The organism is Mesorhizobium sp. GbtcB19 (assembly GCF_019091085.1).
Taxonomy (GTDB): Bacteria; Pseudomonadota; Alphaproteobacteria; order Rhizobiales; family Rhizobiaceae; genus Mesorhizobium.
The window spans coordinates 178,117-194,425 of sequence record NZ_JAGXJY010000007.1; the positions used below are offsets into that span (position 1 = coordinate 178,117).

Below are 16,309 nucleotides of genomic sequence, written 5' to 3' on the forward strand. Positions count from 1 at the left end.
GGAGCAGAGCGGTCGTTAACGCATTGCCATGCATTAGTTGTCTTCGGGTCAAAGCCGGCCGTTGATGGTCAGAGGCCTTCGCCCTACCCCACCGCCGGCCTGCCAAAAATCATCGCCAAAAACTCGGCCAGCCAGCGCTTGAGGTGCATGTCCCAGATCAGCCTGCCGCCGAGATGGTCGCGGCCGGGCTGGGCGCCGGGGAGCTCGAAGCGATGCGCGCCGCGTACCACCCAGCGCTGCATCATCGCGCGGGTCAGCTCGCCATGGAACTGGATGCCCCAGGCATTGTCGCCATAACGGAACGCCTGGTTGGGGTAGGTTTCCGCGGTCGCCAGCAGCGTCGCTTCCTTCGGCAGAGAAAAGCCCTCGCGGTGGAACTGGTAGACCATCTCCGGCCAGTGCAGCAGCTTCTTGCCGGCGTCGGTCGCCTTCAGCGGGTACCAGCCGATCTCGACCAGGCCTTCACCATGGCCCTCGACCTTGCCGCCGAGATGGTTGGCAAGCATCTGCGCGCCGAGGCAGATGCCAAGGAAGGGGCGGTTTTCCTTCAGCGGGATTTCCAGCCAGTCGGTCTCGCGGCGGACGAATTCGTCCGAATCATTGGCGCTCATCGGCCCGCCGAACACCACCGCGCCCGCATGATCGTCCAGCGTGCAGGGCAGCGCATCGCCAAGCGGCGGCCGGCGGATATCGAGATCGAAGCCTTCTTCCAGCAGCATATGGCCGACGCGGCCGGGGCTCGAAGTCTCCTGATGCAGCACGATCAGGATTTTGGGTCTCGGCCTCGGTCTGGGTGGCATGGAAGGCGATGGGTCCCGTTATTCGTCGCTCGAATTGCCCCGCGCGCCGGGCGCCTCTGCCGCCGCCTTGCGGCGCGCCTCGATGCGGTCATGACGCTCGACGCCGATCAGTTCGGCGACCCGCCAGACCGTGTTGTCCTCTAGCTCGTGCAGCTCGCCGTCGGCATAGACGATTTCCCACATCAGGCCGATGAAGGCCTTGCGCGCCTCGGCGTCGAGGTCGCGCTTCAAGACGCTGGTGAAGGCGTAGAGGTCGATCGCCTCATTGTCGGCGCGCTCGCCGGCCGCGGCCAGCGCATCGAGCTCCTCGCCGCTCACCGAATAGGTCTCGGCCAGGATCTGCTTGAACCGCTCCCATTCGACGTCCTGCCGCACCCCGTCGGCGTTCATCACATGGTAGAGCAGCGCGGAGGCCGCGACGCGCGGATCGTCAGCGCTCGGCCTGGTCTCGCCGGCAGCCGGCAGATCCCTCAGGAAGGACAATACGCGTTCGAACATCGATATCTTTTCCCTGCCCGCCAAAACCCTGCCTCAGAACAAACGAAACCGGCGCGGCGTTTTTTCCGCAGCCTCTTCCGGCGCGACGCCCGGATCGTCCGGGAGATGCGGCAACTCCGTACCCCGCGCGATGGTTTCCGCCTCACCAACGGTTTCGGCCACCGCTCTATCCTTCTCGCCACCATTAGGCTTCTCGACCGGCGCATCGGCAACGATGTCGATCGCCTTTTCAGCTGCTGCGGCCGGCGGCGCAGCAGTGATCGCCGGCACCGCGACATCGGCGTCGCTTTCGATCAGATGGCCAAGCCGTTCCATCGGCGCGCGCCAGGTGAAGGCATCGAGCTTGCCGGTGACCGGCGACACCGGCGCCCAGCGCTCGGAGATGACGCCGTCCGCCACCCAGGCCGGATCGCGCGGCGCGCGCACCGCCTTGGCCAGCAATTGCCGCACCTTGCCCTGGTCGCCGGTGTCGGCTTCCTCGATATCGGCGAGCAGCAGGTAGGCGCCCTCGCGGCGATCCATGCGGATCGCGGACTCTGCCTCGCGCCGGGCGGTGGCGAAATCCTGCGCGTCGAGCGCTGCACGCGCCACGGCCATCGCCGACTCGGCGTGGTTCTTCTTCAGTTCCTGCAGCTTCTTCGCCCGGTTGAGGCGGTCGAGCACCGCGTCGCCCGGCCTGGCATGCGTGTAGAGCACGGCAATGTCGGGGTGCGGCTCGGCCTTCCACGCGGCCTCCAGGATCTTGGAACCCTTGCGCACGTCGCTTTGCCGGATAACCAGATCGGCGGCGATGACCGCCGCCGGCGCAAAATCGGGCGCGAGCTTGTTGGCTTCCAGCGCGGCGGTGCGGGCCGCGTTCGGGTCGCTGTCGACCAGCGCCTGCGCCTTGGCCGTCAGCAGCACAGCGCGGCGGCGGTTGGCCGCATCGCGCTCGATCTGCCGGGTCGATTTCTGCGCCTCGACCAGCTTCAGCGCGCCGTCCCAGTCGCCGCGCTCGGTCAGCTCCTCGAGCGTCGATTCCGCTGCCCAGGCGAGCTGCGGCGCCACCGCTGCGGCGCGGCCGGCATAATGGCGCGCAGCGTTGCGGTCGCCGAGCCGCTCGGCCTCCAGATAGAGGCCGCGCAGGCCGAGCAGCCGCATCTCGGGGTCGTCGAGCATGCGCTCGAACTTCTCGCGCGCGCCCTCATGGTCGCCTTCGAGCAGCGAGGCCTGCGCGTCGAGCAGGTTGATCAGCGGCTCCTGGTCGGAGCTGATCAGCTTGGCCGCTTCCTTGGTTTTCTTACGCGCCAGCGCGCCATCGCCAGCGCCGGCCGCGATCATGCCCGTCGACAGCGCCTGGTAGCCGCGATCGCGGCGGCGCACCCTGAAATAGCGCGAGATCGTGTAGGGGCTGTTCCATAGTGACTTGATCAGCCACCAGACGATCATCACCGCGGCGACCACGGCGACGATCGCCACCGCCGCCACCATCAGCGTGACCTGATACTGGTAGCCGTTGAAGGTGACGAGCATCTCGCCCGGACGGTCGGCCAGCCAGGCAAAGCCGAGTCCCAGCGCGAAGACGACGGCGAGGAAGGCGAGGAGGCGGATCATCTTTTCGTCCTCACGCCTTCGTCGCGCCGGCGATCAGCGCTTCGAGCTGCTTTTCGACCTCCAGCCGTGCCTTCAGTTTGCCGGCAAAATCGGCGCCGGCCGCCTTCGAGGCGTCGGGCAGCGTGTCATATTCGCCGAGCGCCTTGGCGTAGTCGCCCTGGTTGACCGCCACTTCGATACGCGCAATGGTTTCGGGCGCCCCTTTGCCTTCGACGGCGCCGACCGGCCGCACCTTGACCAGCGATTCCGCGCTCGACACCAAGCTCTGGAAGAAACCGGCATTCTGGTCGACCGGCGTCGCCGCCTCGACCATGGCACTGGCGGCGGCGTCGACCTCCGAAGCAATCGTGGCGCGGGTCGGCACGCCCTTCTCGGCATAGGACCGCAGCGCCGCGAGCTCGGGCGCATCCGGCGCGATGGCGGCGAAGGTGTCGAGCTCGGTCGCGAACGGCGCGCCGCGATCGAGCGCGGACTTCAGCGCTGCAGCCGCAATCGCCAGCGCGATCTTGGGCTGCGAAGCCTGCGCCTCGACCTTGCCGGAGAGTTGCGACACGGATTGCTCAAGTGCTGCAACCCGGCCGTCTTCGGCCTTGGCCGCGTCGCCGGTCGACTTCACCTGAGCGTCGAGCCCGGCGATCTTCTCGTTGAGCGGCCCGAGATCGACGGGCGCCGCGCTGCCATTCTTCTGCAGATCGGCGATCGTCGTCTCGATCTGGCCGACCTTGTCGGTCAGCGCCTTGAGCGCGCTGCCGTCGCCGCTCTGTCCGGCTGAGGATTTCAGCGCCGCGACATCGGTCTTGACCTGTTCGATTGCCGAAGACAGACCATCGACCTTGGCTGAGGCGCCGGTGCCGCCACTTTCCTTCAGCGCCGCGATCTCGCTCTTCAGCGAAGCGATCTCGCCATTCACTCCGTCGAGCGATCCGCCATTCGATCCCGGCGCGCCAATCAGCCCGACCGCTTGCAGCAGGCCGGCGCCGGCAAGCGCGATCACGCCGCCGATGACGCCGGCGGCAATGGCGTTGACGCCGGTTTTGCGCGATGGCTGCGGCGCGCGATCCTCGTCCCGTGTCTCGCTGGGCTTCGCTGTCGAGGCGCCGGCGCTGGCCGCGGATGCGTCCTCGAAATTGTACTCGAAGCCCTTGGGCTCACTCTTTGGCGCATCGGAGGCGCCGGGATACGGCGCTTCCGGCTCGGCCTTGCCGGCCTCGGGCTTGTCGGCCGCTGCCTGCGCGGCGTCGCTGTGCTCCCACGGCTCGATATCGGCCTGCTCGGCATGGATCGGCTCTTCCGGAGCCTCCGGCTGCGAAGCGGCGGCCGCCTCGTCCGCCTTCGCCTCGTCGGTCTGCGCGGCCTCGGCCTTGGCGGCATCCTCGTCGGTGATTCGCGAGACGGCGCCGGGCTCGAGTTCGATCGTCACCGGCTCGCGCCGGGTCTTCGAATGTCGCATCTTCGGCGTCTTGACCATGCTTGGGCTCCGCGAACTGGCTTGGGGATGGTTCAAAGGGTCTCGAGCGTCAGGATGCTCTAGCACATCACCAAGCGGTGAAAAGGGGCGGTGTGATGACGCGGCCTAGCGCGGTTGCGACAAAAGCTCGATAAGCGCGTCTTCTTCAGGCTGGGATGCAATGCTGATCCTTTGACCGGCAATCCCACCCAGCGGTCCGGCGACACGCGCAGAGAGCGTCAAAAATTCCGTTTTTTCAAAAAGCTGCCGCAAGGCAGGCCGCGCAATTAGCTTGATCAGCGCCGCGCTGGCCTTGCCTGAGTAAAGCAGCGCGGCCTCGACCGGCTGGCCCGACAGACGGGCCAGCACATCGGCATCGCCATAGTCGATGCCGGTTGTGTCGTAAGTTTCGATCGGCTGGACATGCACGCCAGCCGCCGACAGCCGCTCCTCGAACGCCTGGAAGCGGACGCGGCCGCACAGATAGACGATTGTCTTGCCGGCAAGGCCGCCGACGATGGCGTCGGCCAGCGCCTCGGCATCGCCCGGACCTTCCGTGACGGCGAGCAATCCCGCCGCGCGGCAGGCTTCCGCCGTCCGTTTGCCAACCGCGTGGCATGGCAGGCCCGCGAGCGCCGCAACCAGCGCCTTGGGCGCATGACGCACCGCATTGGCGCTGGTAACAGTGACCGCGACGGTATCGGCACCGATGGTCGCCTCGACCGGCAAGGCGCGCGTTTCCGTCAGCGGAAGCAGGATCGGCTGAAATCCGCCGGCTTCGAGGCGTCGTGCCGTGCGCGACGCGCCAGGCTCCGGCCTCGTCACCAGGACGCGGACCATGTCAGGCCCAGCCGTCGAAGAATTTTGCGCCGGCCCGGGCACGCACCGTCCGCGCGGCGTCGATGCCGATTTCCGCCGCGTCCGCGGCCTCGCCGTCCAGCCGCACCTCATGCGATTCCGTGCCGTCGGGCGAAATGATCAGCCCGGCAAAGGAGAGTTTCTCGCCCGCCACCGTCGCATGGCCGGCGATCGGCGTGCGGCACGAGCCGTCGAGCGCGGCGAGGAAAGCGCGCTCGCAGGCCAAGGCCTGGCCGGTCGGCACGTGATGGATCGCCGCCAGCATGTTTTCGACGGCGCGGTCTCCGATGCGCGTCTCGATGCCGATCGCCCCTTGCCCCGGCGCCGGCGGGAAATCCTCCAGCGGCATCAGGTCGGTGACGACATGTTCGAGGCCTAGCCGTTTCAGCCCGGCATAAGCGAGGATGGTGCCTTCGGCGACGCCCTCGTCCAGCTTGCGCAGCCTGGTCTGCACATTGCCGCGAAAGATCACCACGTCGAGGTCCGGCCGCATCCGGCGGATCAGCGCCTGACGACGCAGCGACGACGATCCGACAGTGGCGCCATGCGGCAGGTCGGCGATCCGTTTCGCTGTCTTGCCGATGAAAGCGTCGCGCGCATCCTCGCGCGGCAGGAAGGTGCAAAGCTCCAGCCCGTCGGGCAGCACCGTCGGCATGTCCTTCGACGAATGCACCGCGATGTCGATGCGGCCATCGAGCAGCGCCTCCTCGATTTCCTTGGTGAACAGGCCCTTGCCGCCGGCCTCCGACAGCGGCCGGTCCTGGATGCGGTCGCCGCTGGTCGAGATCGGCATCACTTCGAATGCCTGCTCGGGCAGGCCATGCGCTTGCATCAGCCGCGCCCGCGTCTCATGCGCCTGAGCCAGGGCCAGCGGGCTTCCGCGTGTTCCGATTTTCAAAGTTTGCATGGCGCGCGGTCCGTGATAACCCCCGAGGCAGCTTGAGGTCTGCCGGGCCTTTTCCTAATTGGGAATGGCCGGTGACACAATCTTTGAGGCCAGCGACCAATTGATCCGCGTTCTGGGCATTGAGACGAGCTGCGACGAGACGGCGGCCAGCGTCGTGGCGCTGGAGGGCGGAGCCGCGCCCGAAATCCTGTCCAACGTGGTGCTGAGCCAGATCGAGGAGCACGCGGCCTTCGGCGGCGTCGTGCCCGAGATTGCCGCGCGTGCCCATGTCGAGGCGCTGGACGGCATCGTCGAGGCGGCACTTGCCGACTCGTCCGTATCGCTGGATGAGGTCGACGCGATCGCCGCGACGGCCGGCCCCGGCCTGGTCGGCGGCCTGATCGTCGGCCTGATGACGGCCAAGGCGATCGCCGCCGCCGCCAACAAGCCGTTGATCGCCATCAACCATCTCGAAGGCCACGCGCTGACGGCGCGGCTGACCGACGGTCTCGATTTCCCCTATCTGCTGCTGCTCGTCTCCGGCGGCCACACCCAGATCGTCGCGGTGCGCGGCGTCGGCGATTACCAGCGCTGGGCGACCACCATCGACGACGCGCTCGGCGAAGCCTTCGACAAAACGGCCAAGATGCTCGGCCTGCCCTATCCCGGCGGCCCGAATGTCGAGAAGGCGGCGGCCAATGGCGATGCCAGCCGCTTTGCCTTCCCGCGCCCGATGAAGGGCTCGGCGCAGCCGGACTTTTCCTTCTCCGGCCTGAAGACGGCGGTGCGCCAGGCGGCAACCGCGATTGCGCCGCTGAGCGACAAGGATGTCGCCGACATCTGCGCCTCCTTCCAGGCGGCGGTGGCCGACGCGCTGGGCGACCGCGTGGCGCGCGCGCTTGCCCGCTTCCGCCAGGAATTCCCCGATCAGGCAAGGCCGGCGCTGGTCGTTGCCGGCGGCGTTGCCGCCAACCGCACGATCAAGGCGACGCTTGAAGCGCTTTGTTCGCAAGCCGGCTTCGCCTTCGTCGCGCCGCCGCAAAAGCTCTGCACCGACAACGCCGCGATGATCGCCTGGGCCGGCATCGAGCGGCTGCGCGCCGGCATCGCCGACGAAAACACCGCCGACTTCGTGCCGCGTTCACGCTGGCCGCTCGACAGTGTCTCGACACCCTTGGTTGGCTCCGGCCGGCGCGGTGCCAAGGCATGAGCGCGAAGGCAACGAGCGACACGAAATCGGGAAGCGGCTGGCGCGTTGCGGTGCTCGGCGGCGGCGCCTGGGGCACGGCCCTGGCGCTCGCCATGCTGCGCGCTGGTCATGATGTCCGGCTTTATGCCCGCGACGCCGAAACCGTCGCTGCCGTCGCCCGCGGCGAGAACCCGCGCTACCTGCCCGGCATCAGCATCGCGCCCGGCATCGCGGCCACCAGCGATATGGCTGCGGCGCTCGCCGGCGCCGATTGCGTGCTGGCAGTGACGCCGGCGCAGTCGCTGCGCGCGGTCCTGGCCGCTGCGCGCAACCATGTGCCTCGGGGAGCGCCGCTGGTGCTCTGCGCCAAGGGCATCGAGCGCGACACCGGCGCGCTGCTCTCGGCGATCGTCGCGGAGACCTTGCCCAACAATCCCGTGGCCGCATTGTCCGGTCCGAGCTTCGCCAGCGATGTCGCGCGCGGCCTGCCGACGGCGGTTGTCGTGGCCGCGAGCGACGGTGAACTGGCGGCCGAGCTTGCCGCCCGCTTCTCGGCCGAAAACCTGCGCTGCTATTCCAGCGACGACCTGATCGGCGTCGAGATCGGCGGCGCGCTGAAGAACGTCTTTGCCATCGCCGCCGGCGCGGTCACCGGCGCCGGGCTCGGGGCCAGCGCCCAGGCCGCCATGGTGACGCGCGGCTTCGTCGAATTGCGCCGCATCGGCGCCGCCTTCGGCGCGAAACCGGAGACTCTGATGGGGCTTTCCGGCCTCGGCGACCTGTTGCTGACCTGTTCCTCGGCGCAGTCGCGCAATTTCGCCTACGGCCTGGCGCTCGGCCAGGGCAAGCCGCTTGCCGGCCTGCCGCTCGCCGAAGGCGTGGCGACGGCGGGCATTGCCGCGCGCATCGCCGCCGAGCGCGGCATCGAGGCGCCGATCATTTCCGCCGTCGCCGCCATCCTCGACGGCAAGGTAACCATCGGCCAGGCGGTGACCGCGCTGATGACGCGGCCGCTCAAAACCGAAACCGACATCTGAACCATCGGAGTTTGAAAGATGCTGTTTGCGTTGATTTGCAAGGACAAGCCCGGCAGCCTGCAGGTTCGCCTCGACACGCGGCCCACGCATGTCGCCTTCCTGGAAGGCCTGAACGCCGAAGGCAAGCTCGCCTTCGCCGGCCCGTTTCTCAATGCCGAGGGCAAGCCGGACGGCAGCCTCGTCGTGGTCGAGGCGCCGGACCTGGCAACCGCGCAGGCGCTGTCGGCAGCCGACCCCTACGCCAAGGCTGGCCTGTTCGAGAGCGTCGAAATCCGCCAGTGGAACTGGACCTTCAACAAGCCGGCGGCTAGTTAATTCGCAGTAGAAGCGCCTGACGCAATTCCAGGAAAAGTGTCGCACGGTTTTCCGTCCGGAATTGCGTCAAACAAAAGATTGAGGACCAAAAGATGAACTACTGGCTGTTCAAGTCCGAACCCTCGGTCTTTTCCTTCGAGGCGCTGAAGGCCAAGGGCAAGGCCGGCACGCAGTGGGACGGCGTGCGCAACTACGCCGCCCGCAACAACATGAAGGCCATGCAGATCGGCGATCTCGGCTTCTTCTACCATTCCAACCAGGGGCTCGACATCGTCGGCATCGCCGAGGTCTGCGCGCTGGCGCACCCCGACAGCACGACCGACGATCCGCGCTGGGAATGCGTCGACATCCGCGCCTTCAAGGACGTGCCGAAGCCGGTGACGCTGGAACAGGTCAAAGCCAATCCCAAGCTCGCCGAGATGGCGCTGGTCCGGCTCGGCCGGCTTTCCGTGCAGCCGGTGACGCCGGCCGAATGGAAAGAGGTCTGCCGCATGGCCGAGCTTAACCCGGCGCCGTGACGAAGCTTTCGCCGAAGAGCGCCAAGAAATTCGTCCTCGACAACACGGCGCTGATGGCGCCGCCGCACGTGCCGGAAGTGCTTTTGCACCTCGCCGACGAGGCGCATGACCTTTGGCTGCGCACCGAGGAGGAGCTGGCCGAGATCGGCCTGCCGCCGCCCTTCTGGGCCTTTGCCTGGGCCGGCGGCCAGGGCCTCGCCCGCTATGTGCTCGACCATCCAACAATAGTGCGCGGCAGGCGCGTGCTCGACTTCGCCACCGGCTCGGGCCTCGTCGCGATCGCGGCGATCAAGGCAGGCGCCGCGGAAGTCATCGCCGCCGACATCGACCCGTTTTGCGAGACGGCCATCGCGCTCAACCTCGAAGCCAACGCCGTCGAGGCGCAATTCCTCGGCGTGGATTGCGTCGACTCGGACGATGGCTGGGACGTCGTGCTTGCCGGCGATGTCTTCTACGACAAGGCCTTCGCCGACAGGCTGCTGCCCTGGTTCGCGGGGTTGCGGGCGCGCGGCACCGACATCCTCGTCGGCGATCCCGGTCGCGCCTATCTGCCGAAGACCGGGCTGCAATCGCTCGCTGTCTATGAGGTACCGGTGACGCGGGTGCTGGAAGATGCCGAGGTCAAGCGCACGACCATCTGGCGCCTTGCTTGACGCGACGGGCGAACAAGCGTTCCATCGCATTTCGATTTGGAGGGGAAAGCATGGATTTTTCGGTCGTGAACTGGCTGGCGGTGATCGTCGCCGCCGTCGTCGCATGGTTGTTCGGCGCCGTCTGGTACATGGGCTTGAGCAAGCCCTGGTTGAACGCGGCCAGGCTCGACCCGGCGACCATGAAGCGCTCGGCCCTTCCGTTCATCGTCAGCTTCATCGCCGAGCTCATCATGGCGCTTGTCCTGACGCTGGTGGTGGGGGCAATCACCGGCGGCGAGCCGAACCCGGTCGCGGGCTTGCTGTTCGGCTTCGTGCTCTGGCTCGGCTTCATCGCCACCACGCTGACCGCCAACCAGCGTTATCAAGGCTTCGGCTGGGCCCTGACGCTGATCGATGCCGGCCACTGGCTGGGCGTGATGCTGATCATCGGCGCCATCATCGGCTGGTTCGGCGCGCCGGCAGCTCCAGCCGGCTAACCCGCCATCATGTAGGGGTCTTGGCCGCCTCCTCGGTGAGCCATTCGCGGAAGGCGATGACCCGTGCGTCGTCCTTCGCGGCCTCTGGATAGACCAGGAAATAGGCGAATTCCGGCGCGACCTTGATGCCGAGCTCGAAGGGCCGCACCAGGCGCCCTTGCGAAAGATCGTTGGCGACCATGGCGAAGTCGGCGAGCGCCACCGCATTGCCGTCGAGCGCCGCCTGGGTGGCGTCGGTCGAGGAGCCGAAGACCAGCGTGCGGCTGTCGTCGAAATCGTCGACGCCTGCAGCGTGCATCCACATGCTCCAGTTCGGCCAGGTCACGCCCTGGCGCGACCAGTCGATGTGCGCAAGCGTGTGGTTGAAAAGGTCGCGCGGCTCCTTCAGCGGCGGACCTGACGCCAGCAGCGCCGGGCTGCACACCGGGATGATGATGTTCTCGAACAGCCGGTGCGCGATGATCCCCGGATATTTGCCGGTGCCGAAGCGGATGCCGATATCGACATCGTCGCGCTCGAAATCCCGGACATCGTAGGTGATGTCGAAGCGCAGCTCGATGCCGGGCTTCCGCTGGCGGAAGTCGTCGACGCGCCGCATCAGCCACTTTGTCGCGAACTGCGCGTCGAGCGTCACCTTCAGCAAGGATGTGCCCCGCGTCATCTTGCGGGCGCGGCTGACGGCGCGGTTGAGCAGGTCGAGCGCATCGATCGACGCGTCGTGCAGCACGCTGCCCGCTTCGGTCAGCCGGATGGTGCGGCTGGTGCGCGTGAACAGCACCAGGTCGAGCTGATCCTCGATTTCCTTGATCTGGTGGCTGACCGCCGCCGGCGTCAGGCCGAGCTCGTCGGCGGCGCGGGTGAAGTTGAGATGACGGGCGGCCGCCTCGAAAGTCCGCAGCGCTCGCGTCCCGGGCAGCAGCCTAGACATACGATCTCCAAATAAAACTTGATGATCAGAAAAGAACTACTCGTTTCTCGTTTGTTTTTCAATCCGGCATGATGGCTTCATCGAAACACCATCAAACCGGATTTGATATCCGGAGAAACACGGATAGAGTCATGTCTGAGATCGCCCTGAAGTCCCACGCCACCCTAGGATCCCGCTCCGCCATCACGCTTTGGCTACGTTCGGCAGCGGACTGGCTGCGCCAGGCCCGGGTCGCAGCCCGGCTTTCCCAGGAGTCGGTCGAAGACCTCTCCGACAGCCAGTTGCGCGACATCGGCGCCGAACGCCGGGACATCTCGAAGGCAATGGACAGGGAGCTCGGCCGCATCGGCTTGCTGGACGCCGGCTGGCAGCGTCCGCGTCGATCCCATCGCTGATGCGGCTTTGGCGCCGCGGGTCAATTGACTCAAGGAGAATTCGCATGCGTGGCCACTGCTTGTGCGGCGCCGTAGCTTTTGAAGTCGATGGTCCGGTACAGGCCTGCGTGGTCTGTCATTGTGAAAGTTGCCGGCGGCAATGTTCTGCGCCGATGACCGCCTACATTGGCGTCTTGGACGGCCAATGGCGGTGGCTCGGCAAGCCGCCGAAGGTTTTCAATTCTTCTCCCGGCGTGGAAAGAACATTTTGCGATCATTGCGGCACGCCGCTGTCCTTCCGCTCGAAGAAGATGTCCGACGTCATGCATTTCTTTGCCGCGGCAATGGAGGAGCCGGAAAAATTTGCGCCCACGCTGCATGTCGCCTTTGAAGAGAAGCTCCCCTGGCTGAAACTCGCCGACGGCCTGCCGACACGTTTTGGGCCTGACTATACGAAAGGCTAAAGCATGTCTCCCTAAAGTGGGAACCGGTTTCGGGGATAAAGACATGCGCAAAATCAAAGACCTAAAGCGCATGGACCGAATCTGAAAGATCGCGACGCGTTTTGGGGTCAGGCCATGCCGCAGTCGCGAAGTGGCCAAACCCGGCGGCTTCCGAGACCGCCATTTGCAGACCGGCCTCACCCTACCGAACCACCTTCACCACCGTTCTGTCCGACAGCATTGGAAGCAGCCTTGCCATGGTGCGCGCCGTCACCGCCACGCAGCCTTGGGTCGGCGTAAAGCCCGGCCGCGCCAGGTGGAAGAAGATCGCGCTGCCGCGTCCGCGCAAGCGCGGCGCGATGTTCCAGTCGAGCACCAGGCAGACATCGTAGAGCCGGTCGTCGCGCTTCATCCGCTCATGGCTCGCGCCATAGGGGATCTTCACCGGGCGATTGTAATTGCGGTCGTCCGGCACCTCGCACCAGCCGAGATCGGGACCGATCGGTGCCATCGGCAGCCTTGTCCTGCGCCCGCCCGCGAAATGATCGTTGCGGAAATAGCCCGACAGGATGCGCATCGACGCCAGCGGCGTCGCGCCATCCCCTTCATGCTTGTTGGCGGAGATGCCGCTGCGCCCCAGGGCGCAGGGAAACACCGTTTTGCCGGCTTGCAGGAACCCCTGCGCGGGGTTGCCTGGGCGTGCGCGCACGACCAAAACACGCAAGCCTTTCGGCAAAAATGCGCCCGCCTCATTGCGCGCGCGTTTTTTCTTGTATGATTGTCTCACGGAACAAATCACTGTGATCGGCTGTTGCGCCGGTGAGCTTCCGCATAAATGGGGGGAGGTCAACTGAATATTCTTTTTAAAACAACGGATTGATATCCCATGACATCACGCACCATTCTGATCGTTGATGATGACGACGACCTGCGGGCCACTTTGGTCGAGCAACTGGCGCTTTACGAGGAATTCGACGTCCAGCAGGAAGCCTCCGCCGCAAAAGGCGTTGCCGCGGCGCGGGGCGGCGTCGTCGACCTGCTCATCATGGATGTCGGCCTGCCCGACATGGACGGCCGCGAGGCGGTGAAGATCCTGCGCAAGGGCGGCTACAAGGCGCCGATCATCATGCTTACTGGGCACGACACCGATTCCGACACGATTCTCGGTCTCGAGGCCGGCGCGAACGATTATGTGACCAAGCCCTTCCGCTTCGCCGTGCTTTTGGCGCGCATCCGCGCCCAGCTTCGCCAGCACGAGCAGAGCGAGGACGCGACCTTCTCGGTCGGTCCCTATACGTTCAAGCCCAGCCAGAAGCTCTTGATCGATCCGCGCGGCGCCAAGGTGCGGCTGACCGAGAAGGAGGCCTCGATCATCAAGTATCTCTACCGCGCCGACCAGAAAGTGGTGACGCGCGATGTGCTTTTGGAAGAGGTATGGGGCTACAATTCCGGCGTCACCACGCACACGCTGGAGACCCATGTCTACCGGTTGCGCCAGAAGATCGAGCGCGATCCTTCCAATGCTGAAATTCTTGTGACAGAAAGCGGCGGCTACAAGCTGGTTCCTTAAACATTTCATGATCTAGAGCAATTCCAGGAAAAGTGTGAGGCGGTTTTCCGTCCGGAATTGCTTCAAAGGAATAGAGCGGTCGGGGCGGGACCGCTTCGGGTACGATCCTGGTGCTGGAGGGTGACGGATCGGCTCGATGGATGCCTCGCACGGGGTGCAGGCTAGAAGTGTTGGAGCGCTTTTGCGCGTTCTTTGAGGACGCGCCGCTCCAAAGGAGGGACTGGACTGACCGCTCGGGGACACAGCTAGGATGGCGTTGGATGACGACATCCACATTCTGTCCAGCGTGAAGCTTTTCCAGGGCTTCACGCAGGAACAGCTGCGTCTGCTCGCCTTCGGCGCGGAAAACACCTTCCTGCAGGCAGACCGCAAGCTCTATCTCGAGGATGACGACGCCGACTCCGCTTATATCGTGGTCAAAGGCCGCATCGCGCTCTATCGCGAGCAGGGCGGCGAGCGCATCCCGATCGGCATGGCCGGCCCCGGCGCGATGCTGAGTGAGCTGGCGCTGATCGCCGACACGCGGCGGTTGACCAGCGCTTCCGCGGCGATCGATTCGGAAGTGATCCGGCTGAGCCGCAAGATGTTTCGCCGCATCCTCGAGGAATACCCCGATCTGGCGGTGCAGCTGCACGAACGCATCCTGGAAGAATTCCAGCAGATGATCGCCCGCATCGAGGCGTTAGGGCCGCGGTTTACGGGCTAATCCAAATCAAACTTCGCGATAACCGGCACATGGTCGGACGGCTTCTCCCAGCCGCGCGCCGCCTGCAGGATTTCATATCCCTGGAAGCTCGGCACCAGATTGGCGGACGACCAGACATGGTCGAGCCGCCGCCCCCGGTTGGAAGCTTCCCAGTCCTTCGCCCGATAGCTCCACCAGGTGTAGAGCTTCTGCTCGGCCGGTACGTTGAGCCGCATCAGGTCGACCCAGCCGCCGGCCTCGCGCATCGCCTCGAAATTTGTCGTCTCGACCGGCGTGTGACTGACGACGTTGAGCAATTGCTTGTGCGACCAGACGTCGTGCTCCTGCGGCGCGATGTTCAGGTCGCCGACCAGGATCGACGCCGATAGCTCGTCACCGCTGGCCGGCACGCCGTTCATCTCCTGGACGAAATCGAGCTTGTGCCTGAATTTGCGGTTGATCTCCGGATCCGGCTCGTCGCCGCCGGCCGGCACGTAGAAATTATGCACCAGCATCGATTTGTCGCCGGCCTGGACCCTGACCGACAGGTGCCGGCTGTCGTCGATCTCGCAGAACCGCCGCTTCTCGACCAGCTCGATCGGCCGCCGGGCGACTGTGGCGACGCCATGATAGCCCTTCTGGCCGTGGAACAGGATGTGCTCGTAGCCGGCCTTGCTGAAGGCTTTTTCCGGGAAGAGCTCGTCGGGAACCTTCGTCTCCTGCAGGCACAGCACGTCGGGCGCGTATTCTTTCAGCAGCCGCTCGACGATCGGCATGCGCAGGCGCACGGAATTGATGTTCCAGGTAGCGATGGTGAAGGGCATTCAAGCAAGGTCCGGCAAGAGATCGCCGATCTAGTGCCAGCCGCGCGGCGGAAAGACAAGCCGACGGCGGAGGTCAGCGCCGCCCCTCATTGCCCTGCCGGGCATTTCTCCCCGTAAACGGGGAGAAAGAAGCGGTTGCGACGCCCGGCGATCAGCGAAAGCGGTGACGCCAAGCCCCTTCTCCCCGTTCACGGGGAGAAGATGGCGGCAGCCAGATGAGGGGCAGCGCCAGCGTAACGAGATAAAGCTCCGACAGCGGCGAAAGCCTACCGGGTTTTTGTATTCAGCTCTCGGTTCGCCGTATAATCGATGGCAAACGTATCGGGCGGGAAGCTGACGCCTTCCTTGGTGTTGAAGATCATCACCGTCGTGTCTTTCCCCTGGGCGTCCGTGATCGTCCACTGGCGCAGATCATAGGTTTTCGGGTCGAACATCATGGTGATCATCGCATTGCCGAAGACCGACTTGTCGGAAAGCTTGATGGTGGTGAGGTCGTCTTCTTCCTTGACGTCCTTGACGCGCCCGCCGGAGAGGTCGATGCGGTCGTCGAGCAGCAGTTTCAACGGCGTCTTCGACAGCGGGTAAAGGTCGGAGGTGTTGAGCTTCTTGTTGAGGATCACCACCGACTTGCCGTCGGAGATGACGCGGAAGTTCGACGATCCGTCATAGTTGAAGCGGATCTTGCCGGGGCGTTCGAGGAAGAACTTGCCGCCGGTCTGCTCGCCCTTCGGGCCGAACTGCACGAATTCGCCGCTCATCGACTTCACCGAGGAGAAGTGGTCGGCGATCTTCTGCGCCGCCGGCGGCACGGCCGCCTGCGCGGCGGCCACGAGCTGGTATCCTGGCACGAGGTTGAGAGCGGCAGCTCCGCCAAGCATCAAGCCGAGGCCGAGGAGCTGGCGGCGGGTGAGGGCGAATTCGGTCGGGGTTTTCATGCCGGTCACATCCTGTGATTCTTGTCGTGGCAGTATCTGGGCTCCCACTAGGGCCTAAGTTTGGCGGGTGCGCGACAGCTTCGCACAAACGCGCCAGACGATTTCCGGTTGCCTGCTGACCCTGCGTCTAGCCGGGTCAGGGTTTGTCGAGATTCAGGTCAGGCCGAGTCGAAAATGGTGGTTTCCGAGAACCGGAGCGGAGCGTACTTTTCGTACGTGAGCACCGGAAGCGCAGGAAACCGCCATTTGCAGGCCGGCCTCACCTGAATATCGACAAACT

The 16,309-nt window shown here is 65.4% G+C and carries 20 protein-coding genes; 10 read left to right on the forward strand and 10 right to left on the reverse strand.

Features of this window, described 5'->3' with window-relative positions; translation table 11 throughout:
• Positions 1-83: 83 nt before the first annotated feature.
• The 6 genes from KVT37_RS14955 to hemC all read right to left on the reverse strand — a co-directional run bounded on the left by KVT37_RS14955 (position 84) and on the right by hemC (position 6,103).
• On the reverse strand, positions 84-800 hold the full coding sequence (locus tag KVT37_RS14955; protein WP_217574232.1) for a glutamine amidotransferase: 717 nt from the start codon (positions 798-800) through the stop codon (positions 84-86).
• 18 nt (positions 801-818) lie between these two features.
• Complete coding sequence (locus KVT37_RS14960; RefSeq protein ID WP_217574235.1) at positions 819-1,298, reverse strand: TerB family tellurite resistance protein; 480 nt, start codon at positions 1,296-1,298, stop codon at positions 819-821.
• A gap of 33 nt (positions 1,299-1,331) precedes the next feature.
• Positions 1,332-2,891 (reverse strand): heme biosynthesis protein HemY, encoded by a 1,560-nt coding sequence (locus tag KVT37_RS14965; protein WP_217574237.1) that lies wholly within the window; start codon positions 2,889-2,891, stop codon positions 1,332-1,334.
• A gap of 10 nt (positions 2,892-2,901) precedes the next feature.
• Positions 2,902-4,359 (reverse strand): COG4223 family protein, encoded by a 1,458-nt coding sequence (locus tag KVT37_RS14970; protein WP_217574239.1) that lies wholly within the window; start codon positions 4,357-4,359, stop codon positions 2,902-2,904.
• A 105-nt stretch (positions 4,360-4,464) separates the two neighbouring features.
• Complete coding sequence (locus tag KVT37_RS14975) at positions 4,465-5,178, reverse strand: uroporphyrinogen-III synthase (protein ID WP_217574241.1); 714 nt, start codon at positions 5,176-5,178, stop codon at positions 4,465-4,467.
• A gap of 1 nt (position 5,179) precedes the next feature.
• A complete protein-coding gene (gene hemC, locus KVT37_RS14980) occupies positions 5,180-6,103 on the reverse strand; it encodes a hydroxymethylbilane synthase (protein ID WP_217574243.1) in 924 nt (307 codons plus the stop codon).
• Positions 6,104-6,206: 103 nt separating this feature from the next.
• Between hemC and tsaD the strand changes: the two genes are divergently transcribed.
• From tsaD to KVT37_RS15010, 6 genes are all read left to right on the forward strand, one after another.
• Positions 6,207-7,292 carry a tRNA (adenosine(37)-N6)-threonylcarbamoyltransferase complex transferase subunit TsaD gene (tsaD, locus tag KVT37_RS14985; protein WP_217574466.1) on the forward strand — a complete coding sequence of 362 codons (1,086 nt, stop codon included), beginning with the start codon at positions 6,207-6,209 and terminating at the stop codon, positions 7,290-7,292.
• Positions 7,289-8,308, forward strand: a complete 1,020-nt coding sequence (locus KVT37_RS14990; protein ID WP_217574245.1) for an NAD(P)H-dependent glycerol-3-phosphate dehydrogenase — start codon at positions 7,289-7,291, stop codon at positions 8,306-8,308. Before tsaD ends, KVT37_RS14990 begins: the two co-directional genes overlap by 4 nt.
• Before the next feature lie 18 nt (positions 8,309-8,326).
• The gene (locus tag KVT37_RS14995; RefSeq protein ID WP_217574247.1) at positions 8,327-8,623 is read left to right on the forward strand and encodes a YciI-like protein; all 297 of its coding nucleotides are present in this window, start codon (positions 8,327-8,329) and stop codon (positions 8,621-8,623) included.
• A gap of 92 nt (positions 8,624-8,715) precedes the next feature.
• Complete coding sequence (locus tag KVT37_RS15000; RefSeq protein ID WP_217574249.1) at positions 8,716-9,141, forward strand: EVE domain-containing protein; 426 nt, start codon at positions 8,716-8,718, stop codon at positions 9,139-9,141.
• Entirely contained in the window at positions 9,138-9,794 is a 657-nt protein-coding gene (locus KVT37_RS15005) for a methyltransferase (protein ID WP_217574251.1), read from the forward strand. Before KVT37_RS15000 ends, KVT37_RS15005 begins: the two co-directional genes overlap by 4 nt.
• A gap of 50 nt (positions 9,795-9,844) precedes the next feature.
• The gene (locus tag KVT37_RS15010; RefSeq protein ID WP_217574253.1) at positions 9,845-10,270 is read left to right on the forward strand and encodes a DUF1761 domain-containing protein; all 426 of its coding nucleotides are present in this window, start codon (positions 9,845-9,847) and stop codon (positions 10,268-10,270) included.
• 7 nt (positions 10,271-10,277) lie between these two features.
• On the opposite strand, the gene gcvA is transcribed toward KVT37_RS15010, so the two are convergent.
• Complete coding sequence (gene gcvA, locus KVT37_RS15015) at positions 10,278-11,198, reverse strand: transcriptional regulator GcvA (RefSeq protein ID WP_217574255.1); 921 nt, start codon at positions 11,196-11,198, stop codon at positions 10,278-10,280.
• 131 nt (positions 11,199-11,329) lie between these two features.
• Between gcvA and KVT37_RS15020 the strand changes: the two genes are divergently transcribed.
• Both KVT37_RS15020 and KVT37_RS15025 read left to right on the forward strand, forming a co-directional pair.
• Complete coding sequence (locus KVT37_RS15020; protein WP_217574257.1) at positions 11,330-11,593, forward strand: hypothetical protein; 264 nt, start codon at positions 11,330-11,332, stop codon at positions 11,591-11,593.
• Positions 11,594-11,637: 44 nt separating this feature from the next.
• Positions 11,638-12,036, forward strand: a complete 399-nt coding sequence (locus KVT37_RS15025) for a GFA family protein (protein ID WP_217574259.1) — start codon at positions 11,638-11,640, stop codon at positions 12,034-12,036.
• Between the two features lie 181 nt (positions 12,037-12,217).
• Here the strand turns inward: KVT37_RS15025 and KVT37_RS15030 are convergent, their stop codons facing one another.
• A complete protein-coding gene (locus KVT37_RS15030) occupies positions 12,218-12,724 on the reverse strand; it encodes a L,D-transpeptidase (RefSeq protein ID WP_308642628.1) in 507 nt (168 codons plus the stop codon).
• 177 nt (positions 12,725-12,901) lie between these two features.
• Here KVT37_RS15030 and KVT37_RS15035 point away from each other — a divergent pair, with 177 nt between their 5' ends.
• Together KVT37_RS15035 and KVT37_RS15040 are read left to right on the forward strand one after the other, a co-directional pair.
• Entirely contained in the window at positions 12,902-13,585 is a 684-nt protein-coding gene (locus KVT37_RS15035) for a response regulator transcription factor (RefSeq protein ID WP_217574263.1), read from the forward strand.
• A gap of 250 nt (positions 13,586-13,835) precedes the next feature.
• On the forward strand, positions 13,836-14,291 hold the full coding sequence (locus tag KVT37_RS15040; RefSeq protein ID WP_217574265.1) for a cyclic nucleotide-binding domain-containing protein: 456 nt from the start codon (positions 13,836-13,838) through the stop codon (positions 14,289-14,291).
• On the opposite strand, the gene xth is transcribed toward KVT37_RS15040, so the two are convergent.
• Both xth and KVT37_RS15050 read right to left on the reverse strand, forming a co-directional pair.
• On the reverse strand, positions 14,288-15,094 hold the full coding sequence (gene xth, locus KVT37_RS15045) for an exodeoxyribonuclease III (protein WP_217574267.1): 807 nt from the start codon (positions 15,092-15,094) through the stop codon (positions 14,288-14,290). The genes KVT37_RS15040 and xth overlap by 4 nt on opposite strands.
• A 266-nt stretch (positions 15,095-15,360) precedes the next feature.
• Positions 15,361-16,029, reverse strand: a complete 669-nt coding sequence (locus KVT37_RS15050; RefSeq protein WP_217574276.1) for an outer-membrane lipoprotein carrier protein LolA — start codon at positions 16,027-16,029, stop codon at positions 15,361-15,363.
• Positions 16,030-16,309: the final 280 nt, after the last annotated feature.